Here is a 15352-nt window from a genome sequence, read left to right as displayed (position 1 = left end):
TCATGTTGCAGACCTTCTTTCCCCTGCGGATGTCCACGCTGCTGCTGACCGCGGCGCTGGCGGGCTGCTCGCTGGCGCCCGTCTACGAACGTCCGGCGTCCCCCGTCGGTGACAACTGGAGCCTGGCATCGACCGGCCCCGGCGAATCCGCGGCGGCGACGCTGGACTGGCAGTCCTTCGTCACCGACGACGCCTTGCGCAAGCTGGTCGAGCTGTCGCTGGCCAACAATCGCGACCTGCGCCAGTCGCTGCTCAACATCGAGGCGGCCCGGGCGCAGTATCAGATCACGCGGGCCGACCGGCTGCCCGGCATCGATGCGCAGGGCACGGGCACGCGCCAGCGCGTCCCCGGCGACCTGAACACCACCGGCGAGTCGGCGGTGCAAAGCAGCTACCAGGCCGGCCTGGGCCTCACCGCCTTTGAACTGGACCTGTTCGGCCGCGTGCGCAGCCTGTCGGACGCGGCGTTGCAGGAGTACCTGTCGACCGAGGCCACGGCGCGCAGCGCGCAGATCAGCCTGGTGGCCGAGGTGATCCAGGCCTATGTGGCCCGCGACAGCGCGCAACGCCGCCTGGATGTCACGCGCCAGACCCTCGCCAGCCGCGAGGCGTCGTTGGAGCTGATCGTCAAGCGCCGCCAGGCGGGCACGGCGACGGCGCTGGACTACCAGGAAGCGCTGGGCCTGACCGAGCAGTCGCGCGCGGAACTGGAACGCATGGACCGCGAGGTCCGCCAGGCCGGGAATGCGCTCGGCCTGCTGGTGGGGATCAGCGACCTGTCGCCGTACCTGCCGGCGCGCACGGCCGATGCCCCGATGCTGGTGCAGGAGATCGCGGCGGGCGCGCCGTCGGCGCTGCTGGAAAACCGCCCCGACATCCTGGCCGCCGAACATCAGTTGCAGGCGCGCAATGCCAGCATCGGCGCGGCGCGGGCGGCGTTCTTTCCCAGCATTTCGCTGACCGGGCTGTTCGGCAGTTCCAGCGCGGACCTGTCGGGCCTGTTCGAATCCGGGCAGCGCGCCTGGTCGTTCACGCCGCAGATCACGCTGCCGATCTTTGCCGGCGGGCGCAATGTGGCCAATCTGGATTTGGCTTCCGTGCGCAAGGACATCGCCGTGGCGCAGTATGAAAAGACGATCCAGACGGCGTTCCGCGAGGTGTCCGACGCGTTGGTGGCCACCGAGACGCTGCGCCGCGAAGAGGCCTCGCGCCTGGCGCTGGCGCAATCCAGCCAGATCGCCATGCAGTTGTCCGAGGCGCGCTATCGCGGCGGCGTCGACAGTCATCTGCGTTATCTGGACGCGCAGCGCAGCGCGTACACGGATCAGATCGCCTATATCGACGTCAGCGCCCAGCGCCAGGCGGCGCTGGCGACGCTGTTCAAGGCGCTGGGTGGCGGCTGGCCGGTCCAGCAGCCGCCGCAGGCAGCGCTGGACTGAGCGGGGCGGGCCGCGCCGAACCCGAACGGCGACGGCCCGGGCCCCTGCGCGCACCGCCCATCGGGGCCCGCCCGCCGGCTACGCCTTGCGCAGCCCCGCCCGCGGCATGGACGGCTGACCCGCGCCGTCCAGTTCCACCGGTTGCTTGCCGCGCCCGATCAGCCACGCGCAGAACGCCGACACCACGCCCGCGAAGAGCACGTACAGGCAGATCAGCCACGGCTGCCCGCCGCCCGTCTTGAGCAGGGCGGTGGCAATGATGGGCGTGATGCCGGACGCGAAGATGCCGGAGAACTGATAGACGAACGAGATGCCGGTGTAGCGCACCTTGGCGTCGAAAAGCTCGCAGAACAGCGCGGCCTCCGGGCCGTAGATGGCGGCATACAGGATCCCGAACGGAATGATGATGGCCAGCCAGATCAGCATCACGTTGCCGCCGCTGTTGATCATCATCCAGAAGCCGGGGAACGACGCCGCGGCGGTGATGAGCGATCCCCAGAAGTACACGCGCGTGCGGCCGATGCGGTCGGACAGGCGGCCGAAGAAGGGGATGAAGAAGCACATCACCAGCGCCGCCGCCATCACCCCGATCAACGCCTCGGTCCGCGTGATCTTGACCGACTGCGTCAGGAACGAGATCGAGAACACGCCAAAGACGTTGAAGAACACGCCGTCGATATAGCGTGCGCCCATGCCCTTGACGACGTTGCCGGGATAGCGCCGCATCATGTCCATGAACGGGATGCGGCTTTCGGCATTCTGCGCCTTGACCGCCGTGAACTCCGGCGTCTCCTTGATGTTGAGCCGGATGTACATGCCCACGGCCACCATGGCGGCGGACGCCAGGAAGGCGATGCGCCATCCCCACGCCATGAACTGCTCGTCGGTCAGCAGAACGGACAGCAGCGCCACCGTGCCCGACGCCAGGCACAGCCCGATCGCCAGACCGATCTGCGGCAACGACGCGTAAAAGCCTTTTTTCTCCGGCGGCGCGTACTCATAGGCCATGAGCACCGCGCCGCCCCATTCGCCGCCCAGCCCGATGCCCTGGAACACGCGCAAAAGAAGCAGCAGGATCGGCGCCCAGATGCCGATCATGTCGTACGTGGGCACCAGACCGATCAGGAAGGTCGCGATGCCCATGATCATCAGCGTCATCACCAGCATGCTCTTTCTGCCGATGCGGTCGCCGAAATGGCCGAAGATCAGCCCGCCCAGCGGCCGGGTGACGAAACCGACGGCGAACGTCGTGTACGCCAGCATGGTCGAGACCAGCGGGTCCCCGGTGGGAAAGTACAGCTTGTTGAATACGATGCCGGCGACGACGCCATACAGGAAAAAGTCGTACCACTCGATGGTGGCGCCGATCAGCGAGGCGGTGACGACTTTGCGCACCGCCGCTTCGTTTTGCTTGGCCATGTCCAGTCTCCTTTGGTGGGTCGGCCTGGCAATCTGCGCTGCCGCGGCCGGGTCTGTCTGCGATATGGGTTTCCTAGCCGGGGTCCGTCATCTCCATCCGGGCGGGCGTGTGCAGGACTTGCGCGCGCGCCTGCCGCACGTCCTGCAGCATGAAATCCGCCGCGCGCTCGGCCAGCATCACGACCGGCGCGTTGGTGTTGCCTGAAACCAGCGTGGGCATGATCGAGCAATCCACCACGCGCAGCGCCGACACGCCGTGCACGCGCAGGCGCTCGTCCACGACGGCCAGCGGATCGCTGCGCGGTCCCATCTTTGCCGTGCCTGACGGGTGGAAGATGGTGGCGCCATACTCCCGGCAGAAGTGCAGGATCTCGTCGTCCGTGTGCACGTCCGGGCCGGGCCGGAACTCACGTTTCATCAGGCCGGCCAGCGGCTCGGTCGCGGCGACCTGGCGCGCATACCGCACGGCGGCCACCGCCATGCGGCGGTCCAGTTCCGTCGACAGGTAATTGGGCAGCATGGACGGCGCCTCGAACGGGTCCGTGCTGCGCAGGCGCACCCGGCCGCGCGAGGTCGGGCGCAACTGGCACACCGAATAGGTGCAGCCGGAAAACGGATGCACCCTGCCGCCCGCCATGTCGGCGGACAGGGTCGCGAAATGGAACTGGGTGTCGGGCGTGCGGCTGGCCGGATCGACGCGGCAGAAAAGACCGCCCTGATTGATGCCCACGGCCAGCGGACCGCTGCGCAGCAGCAGCCATTGCAGCCCCATGCGCACTCGGCCGGTCAGGCTGCGCAACTGGTCGTTTGTGGTGATGGGGCGGGTGGTCTCGTAGATCAGGCGGATCTGAAGATGATCCTGCAGGTTTTCGCCCACGCCGGGCAGGTCGCGCACGACGCCGATGCCGAACTCGCGCAGCAGGCTGGCGGGCCCGACGCCGGATAGCTGAAGCAGCTGCGGCGATTGCAGGGCGCCCGCGCACAGCACGACTTCGCGCCGGGCGCGCAGCGTGCGGACCTGGCCGCCTTGCCGGTAGCGCACGCCGCAGGCGCGGCTGCCTTCGAACAGCACGGCCATCGCGTGCGCATCGGTCTCGATGCGCAGGTTGGGGCGGCTCTGCGCGGGGCGCAGGTAAGCCACGGCGGTGGAGCAGCGCCGGCCGTTTCGCGTGGTCAGCTGGTAATAGCCCACGCCTTCCTGGTCGCCGCTATTGAAGTCGCGCACGTGCGGCACGCCCAGCTTGCCCGCGGCGGCGATCAGCGCTTCCACCAGCGGATGCGGCGTCTTGATGGACGTGGCGTTCAGCGGACCCTCGGTACCGCGGGTGGGGCCGGGTCCCAGGTCGTTGTTTTCCAGCTTGCGAAACCACGGCAGGCAGTCGTCCCAGCCCCAGCCCGCGTTGCCGGCCGCCGCCCACGCGTCGTAGTCTTCGCGCTGGCCGCGGATGTAGATGAGGCCGTTGATGGCGCTGGAGCCGCCCAGCGTGCGGCCGCGCGGCCAGTAGATGCGCCGGTCCAGCATGTTGGGATCCGGGTCCGTGTAGAAGCCCCAGTTCACCACCTTGTGGAACATCGTCTTGCCGTAGCCGATCGGAATGTGGATCCACGGATAGGTGTCCTTGGGACCGGCCTCCAGCAGGCACACCGAGTGCGCGCCGTCCGCACTCAACCGGTTCGCCATCACGCATCCGGCCGAGCCGGCGCCCACCACGATGTAATCGACGGTATCGGACATATCCGCGCGGTCTCCCTTATATTGTTCGGCAGGTCCGACCGGCTCGCGCTCCGCAATGCGGACCAGGCCGGCATCTGAGGCGATTCTAGGAAGCGCGCACACAGAACAAAGCACAACACGCGCTGGGGCAGACAAATGGAACAGAACATGCAGCGTCGGTTTCAAAATCGCAGTGCAGCATCGGAACAGGCGGCCGACGGCCGGTCCGATGACAGCGGCGGGCACCAGGAAGCCGCCCGTTCGCTGCGGGCATTGCTGGTGCTGGATCACCTGGCCCGCGCGCAGCATCCGCCCACGCTCGCGCAGTTGGCGCAACGGCTCGACATGCCCAAGACCACGCTGATGCGCCTCTTGGCCGCCATGCAGCGCGCGGGCTTTGTGGCCGCCACCCCGACTGAAAACGGCTTCGTGACGGGGCCGCAGGCGACATCGCTGGCGCTGGCTACGCTGCGCGCCAGCGCCTTCACGCGTGCATGCCGCGCGGTGCTGACCAAGCTGGTGGGCACGTTGGGCGAAACGTGCAACCTGACCGCACCGGACGGCGACCAGGTCGTCTACATGGAACGCGTCGAGACGTCCGAGCCCCTACGCCTGTTCTTTGCCGTGGGCAGCCACGTGCCCATGCATTGCACGGCCAGCGGCAAGCTGTTTCTGGCGTCGATGAACCGCCTGGAGCGTGGCCGCGTGCTGGCGCGCCTGCCGCTTACGCGCAATACGCCGCGCACGTTCACCGACCTGGCCAAGCTGGACGCCGAGCTGGAGCGGCTGGCCGTGCGCGGCATCGGCATCGACAACGAGGAGTTCGTGCGCGGCATGAGCGCGGTGGCGGTGCCGGTGCGCGACGGCGAGGACCGCGTGGTGGCGGCGGTGGCCTGCCACGCGCCGACCGCGCGGGTGATGCTGGACGATCTGTTGCGCGCGGTGCCGGTGCTGCAAGGCGCCGCGCAGTCGCTGCACGACGTGCTGGCGGCGCACCGGCCGGGCGGTTAGGAAGGGTGCGGGGCGCTCAGTGACTCATGCGGCCGCCGCTTACCATCCACCGCGTGCCATACCGGTCGACCAGCGCGCCGTAGGCTTCGGCCCAGAAAGTCTTTTGCAGCGGCATCGTGACGCTGCCGCCTTCGGCCAGGTGCTCGAACACGCGATGCGCATCCGACACGGTGGGATAGACCAGCGCCAGCGCCACCCCGCGATTGCCGGGGTAGGGATGGCCGGCAGTGGCGTCGCTGCCCAGCAAGGTCTGTTCGTCCAGCGTCAGGCGGGCGTACATGATGCGCCCGGCGTCCTCGTCCGACAGCACCGGCATGGCCGCATCGGGCGGTGCATCTGCGTAGCGGACCAGCGCGTCAAGGCGGCCGCCCAGCACGCGTTCGTAAAAGCGCATGGCCTCGGCGCAGTTGCCGTCAAAACTGAGGTATGCGGATAACTGGGGCATGATGGCTCCGTGCGTGGCCGGGGGTGGGGTTGGGGCTGGGGTGCGGTGCGTCCGCATGGGCAAGGCGGGCGGGGCGGGCCTATGATGGGAGTCTGATCCGATTACGGCCGGGAGACAATCCATGCAACAAGGAAGCTGCCACTGCGGGCAGATCGCCTATGAAGTCGATGGCGATGTGTCGCAGGTGTTGGAATGCAACTGCTCGCACTGCAGCCGCAAGGGCTATCTGCTGTGGTTCGTGCCGCGCGCCGCGCTGCGCATTACGTCGTCCTCGCAGTCCATGTCGACGTACACCTTCAACAAGCACGTGATCTCGCACCATTTCTGCGCCAACTGCGGCTGTGCGCCCTTCGGGTTCGGGGTCGGCGCAGAAGGCAAGGAAACGGCGGCGGTCAACGTGCGTTGCCTGGAAAACGTCGACCTGAATTCGCTGACCCGCATTCCGTACGACGGCCGAAACACTTGAGCGGCCGGCTGCGTTCCTGGACGGGTCAAAAGGCGGCCGCCGCGATGCGGTGGTCCGATGTGTTTTTTCACGATGGAGCGGTGCAATGAGCACGGTAAGGCTGCTGAGCGATGACGAGATCCGCAGAAGTCCCGAGGCATGGGCGGTGTTCGAGGACATCCGCGCCACGCGCAAGTCGGACTTCGTCAACAACTTCTGGCGGGCGCTGGCCAACGATCCCCCGCGGATGCGCAGCGTCTGGGAGCAGCTCAAGACGGTGATGATGGCCGAGGGCGAGCTCTCGCCGCTGGTGCGCGAAATGATCTACATCGCGGTGTCCACCGCCAATGGCTGCTCGTATTGCGTCCATTCCCACACGGCCTCGGCCCGGGCCAAAGGCATGACTGATGGCCAGCACGCCGAACTGCTGGCGGTGATGGCGATGGCGTCGCAGACCAACGCGCTGGCGACGGCCCTGCAGGTGCCCGTGGACGATGCCTTCCACGTGAAATGACCAGGAGGCGGCCATGTCGCTGATTCCCTTGTTTCCGCTGTCCAATGCGCTGTTTCCCGCGGGCGTGGTGCATCTGCGCATCTTCGAGGTCCGCTATCTGGACATGATCCGGCGCAGCATCGCCGACAACACCGAGTTCGGCATCGTGGGCCTGTTGGCCGGCAGCGAGGTCCGCTCGCCCGAGGGCGTCGAGACGCTGTCGCCCGTGGGCACCATGGCGCGGGTCGAAACCTGGGAGGCGCCCATGCCGGCCTTGCTGGAAATCCGGTGCCGGGGCACCTCGCGCTTTCGGCTCCGGTCCAGCGAGGTGGCAAAATACGGCCTTTGGATGGGCGAGGCCGAGCCCATTGCCGATGACCCGCCCACGCCGGTGCCCGCGGCCATGCAGGCCAGCGCCGATGCGCTGGGGCGCTTGGTGGCGCAGTGGCAGCAGGACGGCGTGCCCGCCGAAAGAATGCCGCTGGCGCCGCCGTTCCGGCTGGACGATTGCGGCTGGGTGGCAAACCGCTGGTGCGAACTCTTGCCGCTGCCTCCGGACGACAAGGCAACGCTGCTGGGCCTGACGGACCCCGTGGCGCGCCTGGCCGCGATCCAGGACGTGCTGCGCGGACAGGGGCTGGCGTAGGGCGCCGCCCGACTTTATTTGGACACCATGGAAATCAGAGTAGACGAAGGCCTGCGTGCCTATATAGACCCGCTGACCGAGGACGAACACGCCGCGCTGGAGCGCAGCCTGCTGGCCGAGGGGTGCCGCGACGCCCTGGTGCTGTGGGGCGACCTGCTGATCGACGGGCACAACCGTTACGCCATCTGCGTCAAACACAACATCCCGTTCCAGACGATTCAGCATCCGCACTTCAAGTCCATGGACGACGTGCATCTGTGGATGATCGAGAACCATCTGGGCCGGCGCAGCGTGTCGGACTTCCAGCGCGGGGTGCTGGCGCTTCGCAAGAAGGAAATCCTGCTGGCGCGCACCGGCCCGGAAGCGGGCGGTGCGGCCGAAGGTGGGCTGGACGGCGGCGGCCAAGGATCGCCGGTCAACGGTACGCCGGCCGACGGTGGGCCGGCGGACGATTCCCCGCCTTGGGACGAGGACGCGCCCGGGGCCAGCGCCGCGCCGATGCGCGGGCATGCCAATCCCGATTGGAAGCCCGCCGTCCCCAGCCGCCAGGCGCTGGCGCGCGCCGCCCGCATCAGCAGCAATACCCTCAATCAGATCGAAAAGATCCAGAAGTCCGCGGCGCCGGAACTGGTGCGTGCGGTGAAGGAAGGCGCCATCTCCATCAACGCCGCGGCGGCCGTGGCGTCGCTGCCGGCCGAGCGGCAGACCGCCGCCGTTGCAGGCGGGCGCAAGGAGCTGCAGCAGGCCGCCCGGGAGGTCCGGCAGGCCAAGGCGCCGCCGCCGCGCGAGGCGCCGCCGGAAGAACCTATTGAAAACATCGCGGACATGCCGGCGGAAATCGCGCGGCTGCGCCAGTTGCTGGCCAAGCTGACCGATGAACGCGATCAGCTCAAGAAGAAGGTCATGCACCTGACTGTCGCGTTGTCGGAAGCCCGCAGCGGATCCGGCAGCGGGGATGATTGAGCATTGATGCAGGAATAAGGGATAACCCTTAAACCGCATAATCCACGAAAAAAATTCGTGGATCGCTGGGAATTTATATCGTTTTGAGGAAAGGCTTGCGCGGCTTTGTAATGCAGGTTCGCTTCAACGCTTCCTGCATTCACACCTGACTTTCCTTATGAATCCCATCGGATATCGCATTCTTTCCCGGCCCGAGACGGCCGTCGCCGCCGACGTGCTGGCCGGTTTTGCCAGCATCGGCTCGGCCCAGATCAGCGACTGCATGAATCGCCTGTACGGCGTGTCGGGCCTGCGTCCGCTGCATAACGGCGCACGCCGCACGGTGGGCGTGGCCCTCACGGTCAAGACCCGTCCGGGCGATAACCTGATGATCCACAAGGCGATTTCGCTGGGCGGCGCGGGCGACGTGATCGTCGTGGACGGCTCGGGCGACACCAGCAACGCGCTGGTTGGCGAACTGATGATGATGGATGCGCAGTCGCGCGGCATCGAAGGCTTCGTGATCGACGGCGCGGTGCGCGATGCGGACGTGTTCGCCCAAGGCGAATTCGGCTGCTTTGCGCGCGGCGTGTCGCACAAGGGGCCCTACAAGGACGGTCCGGGCGAGATCAACGTGCCCGTGTCGGTCGGCGGCCAGGTGGTCAACCCGGGCGACGTGGTCGTGGGCGATGCCGACGGCGTGGTGGTGATCCCCGCCGAACACGCCAGCGCCGTGCTGGCGCTGGCGCTGAAGAAGGAAGCCGACGAAGCGGTGGCCAAGGAAAAGCTGCGCGCCGGCACGTACACCAAGCCGTGGCTGGAAAAGACGCTGGCGGAAAAGATGGGAGCGGCAAAATGAGCATCGTTGCCGACCGCATCAAGCGCATCAAGTTGTCGCCCAGCGTCGCCGCGCGCGCCATCATTGCGGAACTGCGCGAGCAGGGCCGCCGCATCATCGACCTGACCATCGGCGAACCGGATTTTTCGACGCCCGAACACATCCGCCAGGCCGCCACCGCCGCCATGAACCGCGGCGAAACCAAGTACCCGCCGGCGCAGGGCACGGTGGCCCTGCGCAAGGCCGCCGCCGTCCATCTGCGGGAAGCGACCGGCGTGGAATACCCGGCATCGCGCGTCATCGTCAGCACCGGCGCCAAGCAGGTGATCTTCAATGGCCTGGCCGCGACGCTGAACGACGGCGACGAAGTGCTGATTCCCGCGCCGTTCTGGGTGTCGTACCCGGACATGGTCCTGGTCAACGGCGGCGTGCCGGTGGCCGTGGAAACGTCGCCCGCCACCGATTACAAGGTGACGCCCGAGGCCCTGGAACGCGACATCACGCCCCGCACCAAGTGGCTGATGATGAATGCCCCCAGCAACCCGACGGGATCGGTCTACAGCGCGGACGAACTGCGTGGTCTGACCGAGGTCCTGGCGCGTCATCCGCACGTCTGGCTGATGACCGACGACATCTACGCACGCCTGAATTTCACCGGCGAGCCGACGGTGCATCCGCTGCAAGTGGCGCCGGAACTGGCCGCCCGCACGCTGGTCGTCAATGGCGTATCCAAGGCCTATGCCATGACGGGCTGGCGCATCGGCTACGGCGCCGGTCCCGACGAACTGATCAAGGCAATGGCGATCCTGCAGTCGCAAAGCACGTCGGGCGCCTCGTCGGTCAGCCAGGCGGCCGCGCTGGAAGCGCTGACGGGTCCGCAGGACTGCGTCGTGGAGTTCGCCAAGGTATTCCGCGAGCGTCGCGACCTGGCGATCGCGGAATTGTCCGGCGCGCCGGGCCTGGACATCGTCGTGCCGCAGGGCGCGTTCTATGTCTTTCCGGACTGCTCGGGCCTCTTGGGCAAGAAGACGCCGGCCGGCGACGTGATCGCCAGCGACACGGACCTCACGCACTACCTGCTGCGCGAAGCCGGCGTGGCGGTCATCGACGGCCATGCCTACGGCGCGCCCGGCACGTTCCGGTTGTCGTTTGCCGCCTCGCTGGACGATATCCGGCAGGGATGCGCGGCCATCCGCGAGGCCTGCGCCAAGCTGGCCTGACGGGCCACGCTTTCGCACCCATACGGCGTCATCGCCAGTCTGTACACCTAACAACCATTCAAGGGGAATGAACCATGAAGCGTCACACTCTCATCGCCGCCAGCCTGGCCCTGGCTTCGCTGGCCGCGGGCGGAATTGCCCACGCCGACCAGCTTGACGACATCAAGGCGCGCGGCGAGCTGGTTTGCGGCACGCTGGGCACGTCGCAGCCGTTCAGCTTCCAGGACGGCGCGACGCGCCAGCTGGTGGGCTATGACGTGGACGTGTGCAAGCTCGTCGCGGACAAGCTGGGCGTCAAGGTCAACTACAAGCTGCTGTCGGTGGCGGCGCGCGTGCCGGAACTGAACGAAGGGCGCGTGGACATCCTGGCGGCCAACCTGGGCTATTCGCCCGACCGCGCGCAGCAGATCGCCTTCAGCCACGCGTACTACGTCAGCCCGCAAAAGCTGATGGTGCGCAAGGATTCGGGCCTGGACTCGATCGAAGCCCTGAACGGCCGCCGCATCGGCGCGACCAAGGGTTCCAGCTCCGAGCGCGAGATCAAGCGCATTCTCGACAAGTCGCAGGTCATCGGCTACGGCGACAGCTCGGCCACGTACCTGGCCCTGCAGCAGAAGAAGGTGGACGCGCAGTTTGCGTCGGAGCTGGTGCTGGCGCGACTGGTGCTGCAAAGCCCGCCCACAGCGCCCGTCACTGTTATCGGCAAGGCCGTGTTCGATGAGCCGTGGGGCCTGGGCGTGCGCAAGTCCGAGCCGCGATTCCTGGAAACGGTGAACCAGGCGCTGGACGAGGCCGAAACCTCCGGCGCGGCAGCCAAGCTGTTCGACAAGTGGTTTGGCCCCGACACCCCCTACAAGCTGGAGCGCGGCTTCAAGATCGGCCCGATCGCCGGCTAAGGGGCCGATCCGAGCGCTGCCGTTCGCCAGTATCCGTCACGGCTTCCCGCGTCTTGCAAGGCGATGCGCGGGAAGCCGTGATGCTTGGCGTTGCGCGCCCGAACGCAGGAGATTGACAGGTTTATGAGCTTTCTAGACGCTTCCCAATACCAGCTGCTGCTCAGCGGCATGGCGGTCACCGTGCAACTGTTTCTTGTTGCATGGGTGATGGCGTTTTCCATCGCGGTGACGCTGGTGGTGGTGCGCGCCACCAACCTGGCGCCATGCCGCTGGGTGGTCGACGCCTATGTGGAATACCACCGCAATGTGCCGCTGCTGGTGCAGGTGCTGTTCTGGTACTTCGGCATGCCCGAGCTGCTGCCCGAAGGATTCCGCATGTGGCTGTATGCGCACAACGCCGAAATGTCGCTGGCCGCGATCGCGCTGGCGCTGGGGTCGGCCGCCTATATCGCCGAAGACATCCGCAGCGGGCTGCGCGCCATTCCCGGCACCCAGTTCGAGGCGGCCCGCGCGCTGGGCGCCAGCTACCTGCAATGCATGCGCTTCGTCATCGTGCCGCAGGCGCTGCGCATCTCCATTCCGCCGCTGGTCGGACGCGCGCTGCTGCTCTTCAAGAACACCAGCGTGGCCATGGCGATCGGCGTGATGGAGCTGACCTACCAGGCGCGGGAAATCGAGAACGAGACCTACCGCACCTTCGCCACCTTCGGCGCGGCGACGATCATGTACCTGCTGGGATCGTTCCTCATCATGGCGCTCGGATCGCGCATCTACGCCCGTTATCGTCTGAACCGCGGAGGCCATGGTGCTTGATCTCCTGATGCAATACTGGCCCACACTGCTTGTGGGCCAATACCCCAACGGTCCGCTTGGCGGACTGGCGCTGACGCTCATCCTGGCCGCGCTGGGTCTGGCGATGTCCCTGCCGCTGGCGCTCTTGATCGCGCTGGCCAGGGTGAGTCCCTACGGGTGGCTGCGCACGGCCAGCAAGGCGCTGGTCAATGTGGTGCGCGGCATGCCGCTGCTGATGCTGATTTTCTGGGCTTACTTTGTGGTGCCCAAGATCACCGGCCAGGTGGTCAGCGGCTTCTGGACACTGATCTTTGCCTTGGTGGTGTACGAAAGCGCCTACCTGTCCGAGGTCATCCGTTCGGGTATCGAGGCGGTGCCGCGCGGGCAGATCGAGGCCTCGCGCTCGCTGGGCGTGGGCTACTGGACGACGATGCGCAAGGTGGTGCTGCCGCAGGCGCTGTTCAACGTGCTGCCCAGCATGACCAGCCAGTTCGTGTCCACCGTCAAGGAAACCTCGCTGGGCTACGTCATCAGCGTCAACGAGCTGACGTTTGCCGCCAACCAGGTCAACAACCTGGTGCTGACCCAGCCGCTGCAGGTGTTCGGCATTCTGGCCATCATCTACTTCATCGTGTGCTTCAGCCTGAGCCGTGGCTTGAGCTGGCTGGACCTGCGCATCCGCCGCACGCGGGCCATGGCTTAAAGGAACAAAAACATGATCAAACTCGAGAAAGTGAACAAGTGGTACGGCGAGCATCATGTGCTCAAGGACGTGGACCTGTCGGTGGCGCGCGGCGAGGTGCTGGTGGTGTGCGGACCCTCGGGGTCCGGCAAGTCCACGATGATCCGCACGATCAACCGGCTGGAACCCATCGAAAAGGGCCGCATCCTGATCGACGGCGCGGACATCTACGGCAAAGGCGCCAACCTGAATGCGCTACGCCAGAAGATCGGCTTCGTGTTCCAGCAGTTCAACCTGTTTCCGCACATGAGCGTGCTGGAAAACGTGATCTTCGCGCCCGTGAACATCCGCAAGCAGCCCCGCAAGGAGGCCGTGGAGCTGGCGCGCAGCCTGCTTGACCGCGTGGGTTTGGCGCACAAGATCGATGCCTATCCGGGATCGCTGTCCGGCGGGCAGCAGCAGCGCGTGGCGATCGCGCGCGCGCTGGCGCTGCAACCGCCCGTCATGCTGTTCGACGAGCCGACCAGCGCGCTGGATCCGGAAATGGTGGGCGAGGTGCTTCAGGTGATGAAGGGCCTGGCCAAGGACGGCATGACGATGGTGTGCGTGACGCATGAAATGGGCTTTGCGCGCGACGTCTGCGACCGCGTGGTGTTCATGGACGCGGGCGAAATCCTGGAGATGGATACGCCCGAGCGCTTCTTCAGCGCGCCGGCGCATCCGCGCGCGCAGCGCTTCCTGGCGGACATCCTGCATCCGCGGGGTTGATCCGCGCCGATCGTCCGCGGTGGTAATGTCTGGGGTTTCCATGCGCTTTTCTTCGACCGCGGCGATGTACACCCTCAAGCAATTGGAGGCCTTTTACTGGAGTTCCGAACTGGGCAGCTTCAGCGCGTCGTCGCGCAAGCTGCACACCACCCAATCGGCCGTGGCCAAACGGGTGGGGGAACTCGAGGCCTTTGCCGGCGCGCCCCTGTTCGAGCGGCGCGCCAAGAAACTCCTGATGACCCCGCAGGGCCGCAAGCTGTTCGAGCTGGCCAGCCAGATGCTGGAGCTGAACAGCCGCATCGTGCAGAACATGGCCGATCCGGCCAGCTTCGAAGGCGTGGTGCGTCTGGGCGTGACGGAACTGGTGGGCATGACCTGGCTGGCCGGGCTGATCAAGCAGATCAGCCAGCGCTACCCGCGCGTGCAGTTGATGCCCGAGATCGATGGCGGCATCACGCTCTATGAACGGCTGGAGCAGGACGAACTGGATCTGGCGATCATGCCCGGCCCGTTCTGGGGCTACCAGTACGATTGCACGCACCTGGGAGCGGTCACCAATGTCTGGATGGCGAGTCCGGCGCTGGACATCGATGTCGCTGCCGCGTTGACGCCGCAGGATCTGGCGCCGTATCCGGTGATCTCGCAGCCCACCAATTCCGCGCTATCGCATCTGTACGACGCATGGTTCGCGGAACAGGGGATGCCGGTCAAGCGCGTGCTGACCTGCAACAGCCTGGGCATGATGGCGCAGCTGACGATGCTGGGATTGGGGATCAGTTACCTGCCGGGCGCGTACTTTGCGCCGCTGGTGGCGCGCGGGGCGCTGTGCCAGTTGAATGTGCAGCCGGACCTGCCGACCATCAATTACTACGCGGTGCACAAAAAGAACATCGTCAATCCGGTCGTATCCCGGGTGATCGACATTGCGCGCGAGGAATGCGCGTTTGAGGTGGCGGGGGCCTTCCTGCCCCATGTGCCGCCGGCGGCGCGGCCCATCGAGGCAGGGGAAGGCGACTTGCCGGACGGAAGTCCGGCCGGCCGGCGCGCTTAACCGCAGCGGATCGCCGTCATCACGTCCTTGTCGTCCACGATGAGGTTCAGGCGGGTGTTGTTGTATTCCATGGTGACCAGCTGGCCCGGACGCAGCATGCGCGCGGTGGCGCTGCCGCTGCGCGTGCGCAGGTCTTCCATGACGGACGGCGTGGCTTTCTGACCGATCTGCGACTGCAGCGGGCCGGCGTCGCAGGTCTTGCCGGTGCTGCTGCCGGGCATGGCCGAGGACGAACCGTAGGAAGAGCCGGCGCCGGTGCTCGATGAAGAGGATGCGCTCGAGGAGCTGGAGGCCGGCGCGCTGGACGTACGCGAACCGCCGGTATTGGCGCACGCAGCCAGGCTGGCAACCAGCAGGAAGGGGATCAGCTTGCGGATCATGTAGGACTCCTTACAACGAGCGGACAAAAAGCCATGATAGACCAGCGGCGGCGCGCTGTGCTCAAGGCGCGGCGGGCATGTGCAACCGGGCAACAGCGGCGGCGGCTGGGCGCGCGTCAGGTGTTCGCCAGGTGTCTGACACCCGTATGGACGGTCTTCAGGCTTGAAGGG

General features: G+C 66.6%; 17 protein-coding genes. 13 read left to right on the top strand and 4 right to left on the bottom strand.

Going from position 1 to position 15352, the window contains the following annotated elements; translation table 11 throughout:
- Positions 1–2: 2 nt before the first annotated feature.
- Complete coding sequence (locus tag HV681_RS03960) at positions 3–1439, top strand: efflux transporter outer membrane subunit (protein ID WP_175121800.1); 1437 nt, start codon at positions 3–5, stop codon at positions 1437–1439.
- A 78-nt stretch (positions 1440–1517) separates the two neighbouring features.
- Here the strand turns inward: HV681_RS03960 and HV681_RS03955 are convergent, their stop codons facing one another.
- Together HV681_RS03955 and HV681_RS03950 are read right to left on the bottom strand one after the other, a co-directional pair.
- Positions 1518–2858 carry an MFS transporter gene (locus HV681_RS03955; RefSeq protein ID WP_175121799.1) on the bottom strand — a complete coding sequence of 447 codons (1341 nt, stop codon included), beginning with the start codon at positions 2856–2858 and terminating at the stop codon, positions 1518–1520.
- A gap of 73 nt (positions 2859–2931) precedes the next feature.
- Positions 2932–4593, bottom strand: coding sequence for a GMC family oxidoreductase (locus HV681_RS03950; RefSeq protein ID WP_175121798.1), 1662 nt, complete (start codon positions 4591–4593; stop codon positions 2932–2934).
- Between the two features lie 135 nt (positions 4594–4728).
- On the opposite strand from HV681_RS03950, the gene HV681_RS03945 reads away from it, so the two are divergent.
- The gene (locus HV681_RS03945) at positions 4729–5583 is read left to right on the top strand and encodes an IclR family transcriptional regulator (RefSeq protein WP_175121797.1); all 855 of its coding nucleotides are present in this window, start codon (positions 4729–4731) and stop codon (positions 5581–5583) included.
- A 16-nt stretch (positions 5584–5599) separates the two neighbouring features.
- Here HV681_RS03945 and HV681_RS03940 read toward each other — a convergent pair whose 3' ends face one another.
- Positions 5600–6028, bottom strand: a complete 429-nt coding sequence (locus HV681_RS03940) for a VOC family protein (RefSeq protein WP_175121796.1) — start codon at positions 6026–6028, stop codon at positions 5600–5602.
- Between the two features lie 121 nt (positions 6029–6149).
- On the opposite strand from HV681_RS03940, the gene HV681_RS03935 reads away from it, so the two are divergent.
- The 11 genes from HV681_RS03935 to HV681_RS03885 all read left to right on the top strand — a co-directional run bounded on the left by HV681_RS03935 (position 6150) and on the right by HV681_RS03885 (position 14801).
- Positions 6150–6494 carry a GFA family protein gene (locus tag HV681_RS03935; RefSeq protein ID WP_175121795.1) on the top strand — a complete coding sequence of 115 codons (345 nt, stop codon included), beginning with the start codon at positions 6150–6152 and terminating at the stop codon, positions 6492–6494.
- Positions 6495–6579: 85 nt separating this feature from the next.
- Positions 6580–6987 carry a carboxymuconolactone decarboxylase family protein gene (locus HV681_RS03930; protein ID WP_175121794.1) on the top strand — a complete coding sequence of 136 codons (408 nt, stop codon included), beginning with the start codon at positions 6580–6582 and terminating at the stop codon, positions 6985–6987.
- A 13-nt stretch (positions 6988–7000) separates the two neighbouring features.
- Positions 7001–7612, top strand: a complete 612-nt coding sequence (locus HV681_RS03925; protein WP_175121793.1) for an LON peptidase substrate-binding domain-containing protein — start codon at positions 7001–7003, stop codon at positions 7610–7612.
- A gap of 27 nt (positions 7613–7639) precedes the next feature.
- On the top strand, positions 7640–8575 hold the full coding sequence (locus HV681_RS03920; RefSeq protein WP_175121792.1) for a ParB N-terminal domain-containing protein: 936 nt from the start codon (positions 7640–7642) through the stop codon (positions 8573–8575).
- A gap of 157 nt (positions 8576–8732) precedes the next feature.
- Entirely contained in the window at positions 8733–9413 is a 681-nt protein-coding gene (locus HV681_RS03915; protein ID WP_175121791.1) for an RraA family protein, read from the top strand.
- Positions 9410–10612 (top strand): aminotransferase class I/II-fold pyridoxal phosphate-dependent enzyme, encoded by a 1203-nt coding sequence (locus HV681_RS03910; protein ID WP_175121790.1) that lies wholly within the window; start codon positions 9410–9412, stop codon positions 10610–10612. Before HV681_RS03915 ends, HV681_RS03910 begins: the two co-directional genes overlap by 4 nt.
- Before the next feature lie 74 nt (positions 10613–10686).
- A complete protein-coding gene (locus HV681_RS03905; protein ID WP_175121789.1) occupies positions 10687–11508 on the top strand; it encodes an ABC transporter substrate-binding protein in 822 nt (273 codons plus the stop codon).
- A gap of 123 nt (positions 11509–11631) precedes the next feature.
- Positions 11632–12321, top strand: coding sequence for an amino acid ABC transporter permease (locus HV681_RS03900; RefSeq protein ID WP_175121788.1), 690 nt, complete (start codon positions 11632–11634; stop codon positions 12319–12321).
- Complete coding sequence (locus tag HV681_RS03895) at positions 12314–13003, top strand: amino acid ABC transporter permease (protein WP_175122014.1); 690 nt, start codon at positions 12314–12316, stop codon at positions 13001–13003. Before HV681_RS03900 ends, HV681_RS03895 begins: the two co-directional genes overlap by 8 nt.
- A 12-nt stretch (positions 13004–13015) precedes the next feature.
- Positions 13016–13750: an amino acid ABC transporter ATP-binding protein gene (locus tag HV681_RS03890; protein WP_175121787.1), complete on the top strand. Its 735-nt coding sequence runs from the start codon at positions 13016–13018 to the stop codon at positions 13748–13750.
- A 25-nt stretch (positions 13751–13775) separates the two neighbouring features.
- Complete coding sequence (locus tag HV681_RS03885) at positions 13776–14801, top strand: LysR family transcriptional regulator (RefSeq protein WP_370633027.1); 1026 nt, start codon at positions 13776–13778, stop codon at positions 14799–14801.
- Here the strand turns inward: HV681_RS03885 and HV681_RS03880 are convergent.
- On the bottom strand, positions 14798–15181 hold the full coding sequence (locus HV681_RS03880; protein WP_175121786.1) for an I78 family peptidase inhibitor: 384 nt from the start codon (positions 15179–15181) through the stop codon (positions 14798–14800). The genes HV681_RS03885 and HV681_RS03880 overlap by 4 nt on opposite strands.
- Between the last annotated feature and the right edge of the window lie 171 nt (positions 15182–15352).

This window comes from Achromobacter animicus (assembly GCF_902859585.1).
Lineage (GTDB): Bacteria > Pseudomonadota > Gammaproteobacteria > Burkholderiales > Burkholderiaceae_B > Achromobacter > Achromobacter animicus.
The sequence above is the reverse complement of the archived record's forward strand: the minus strand, read 5'-3'. Positions and strand labels throughout refer to the sequence as shown.

What these genes read in the sequence shown, in the direction of transcription:
- HV681_RS03960 (WP_175121800.1), top strand. Translation starts at nt 3, where the DNA reads ATGTTGCAGACCTTCTTTCCCCTGCGGATGTCCACGCTGCTGCTGACC.
- HV681_RS03955 (WP_175121799.1), bottom strand. Translation starts at nt 2,858, where the DNA reads ATGGCCAAGCAAAACGAAGCGGCGGTGCGCAAAGTCGTCACCGCCTCG.
- HV681_RS03950 (WP_175121798.1), bottom strand. Translation starts at nt 4,593, where the DNA reads ATGTCCGATACCGTCGATTACATCGTGGTGGGCGCCGGCTCGGCCGGA.
- HV681_RS03945 (WP_175121797.1), top strand. Translation starts at nt 4,729, where the DNA reads ATGGAACAGAACATGCAGCGTCGGTTTCAAAATCGCAGTGCAGCATCG.
- HV681_RS03940 (WP_175121796.1), bottom strand. Translation starts at nt 6,028, where the DNA reads ATGCCCCAGTTATCCGCATACCTCAGTTTTGACGGCAACTGCGCCGAG.
- HV681_RS03935 (WP_175121795.1), top strand. Translation starts at nt 6,150, where the DNA reads ATGCAACAAGGAAGCTGCCACTGCGGGCAGATCGCCTATGAAGTCGAT.
- HV681_RS03930 (WP_175121794.1), top strand. Translation starts at nt 6,580, where the DNA reads ATGAGCACGGTAAGGCTGCTGAGCGATGACGAGATCCGCAGAAGTCCC.
- HV681_RS03925 (WP_175121793.1), top strand. Translation starts at nt 7,001, where the DNA reads ATGTCGCTGATTCCCTTGTTTCCGCTGTCCAATGCGCTGTTTCCCGCG.
- HV681_RS03920 (WP_175121792.1), top strand. Translation starts at nt 7,640, where the DNA reads ATGGAAATCAGAGTAGACGAAGGCCTGCGTGCCTATATAGACCCGCTG.
- HV681_RS03915 (WP_175121791.1), top strand. Translation starts at nt 8,733, where the DNA reads ATGAATCCCATCGGATATCGCATTCTTTCCCGGCCCGAGACGGCCGTC.
- HV681_RS03910 (WP_175121790.1), top strand. Translation starts at nt 9,410, where the DNA reads ATGAGCATCGTTGCCGACCGCATCAAGCGCATCAAGTTGTCGCCCAGC.
- HV681_RS03905 (WP_175121789.1), top strand. Translation starts at nt 10,687, where the DNA reads ATGAAGCGTCACACTCTCATCGCCGCCAGCCTGGCCCTGGCTTCGCTG.
- HV681_RS03900 (WP_175121788.1), top strand. Translation starts at nt 11,632, where the DNA reads ATGAGCTTTCTAGACGCTTCCCAATACCAGCTGCTGCTCAGCGGCATG.
- HV681_RS03890 (WP_175121787.1), top strand. Translation starts at nt 13,016, where the DNA reads ATGATCAAACTCGAGAAAGTGAACAAGTGGTACGGCGAGCATCATGTG.
- HV681_RS03885 (WP_370633027.1), top strand. Translation starts at nt 13,776, where the DNA reads ATGTCTGGGGTTTCCATGCGCTTTTCTTCGACCGCGGCGATGTACACC.
- HV681_RS03880 (WP_175121786.1), bottom strand. Translation starts at nt 15,181, where the DNA reads ATGATCCGCAAGCTGATCCCCTTCCTGCTGGTTGCCAGCCTGGCTGCG.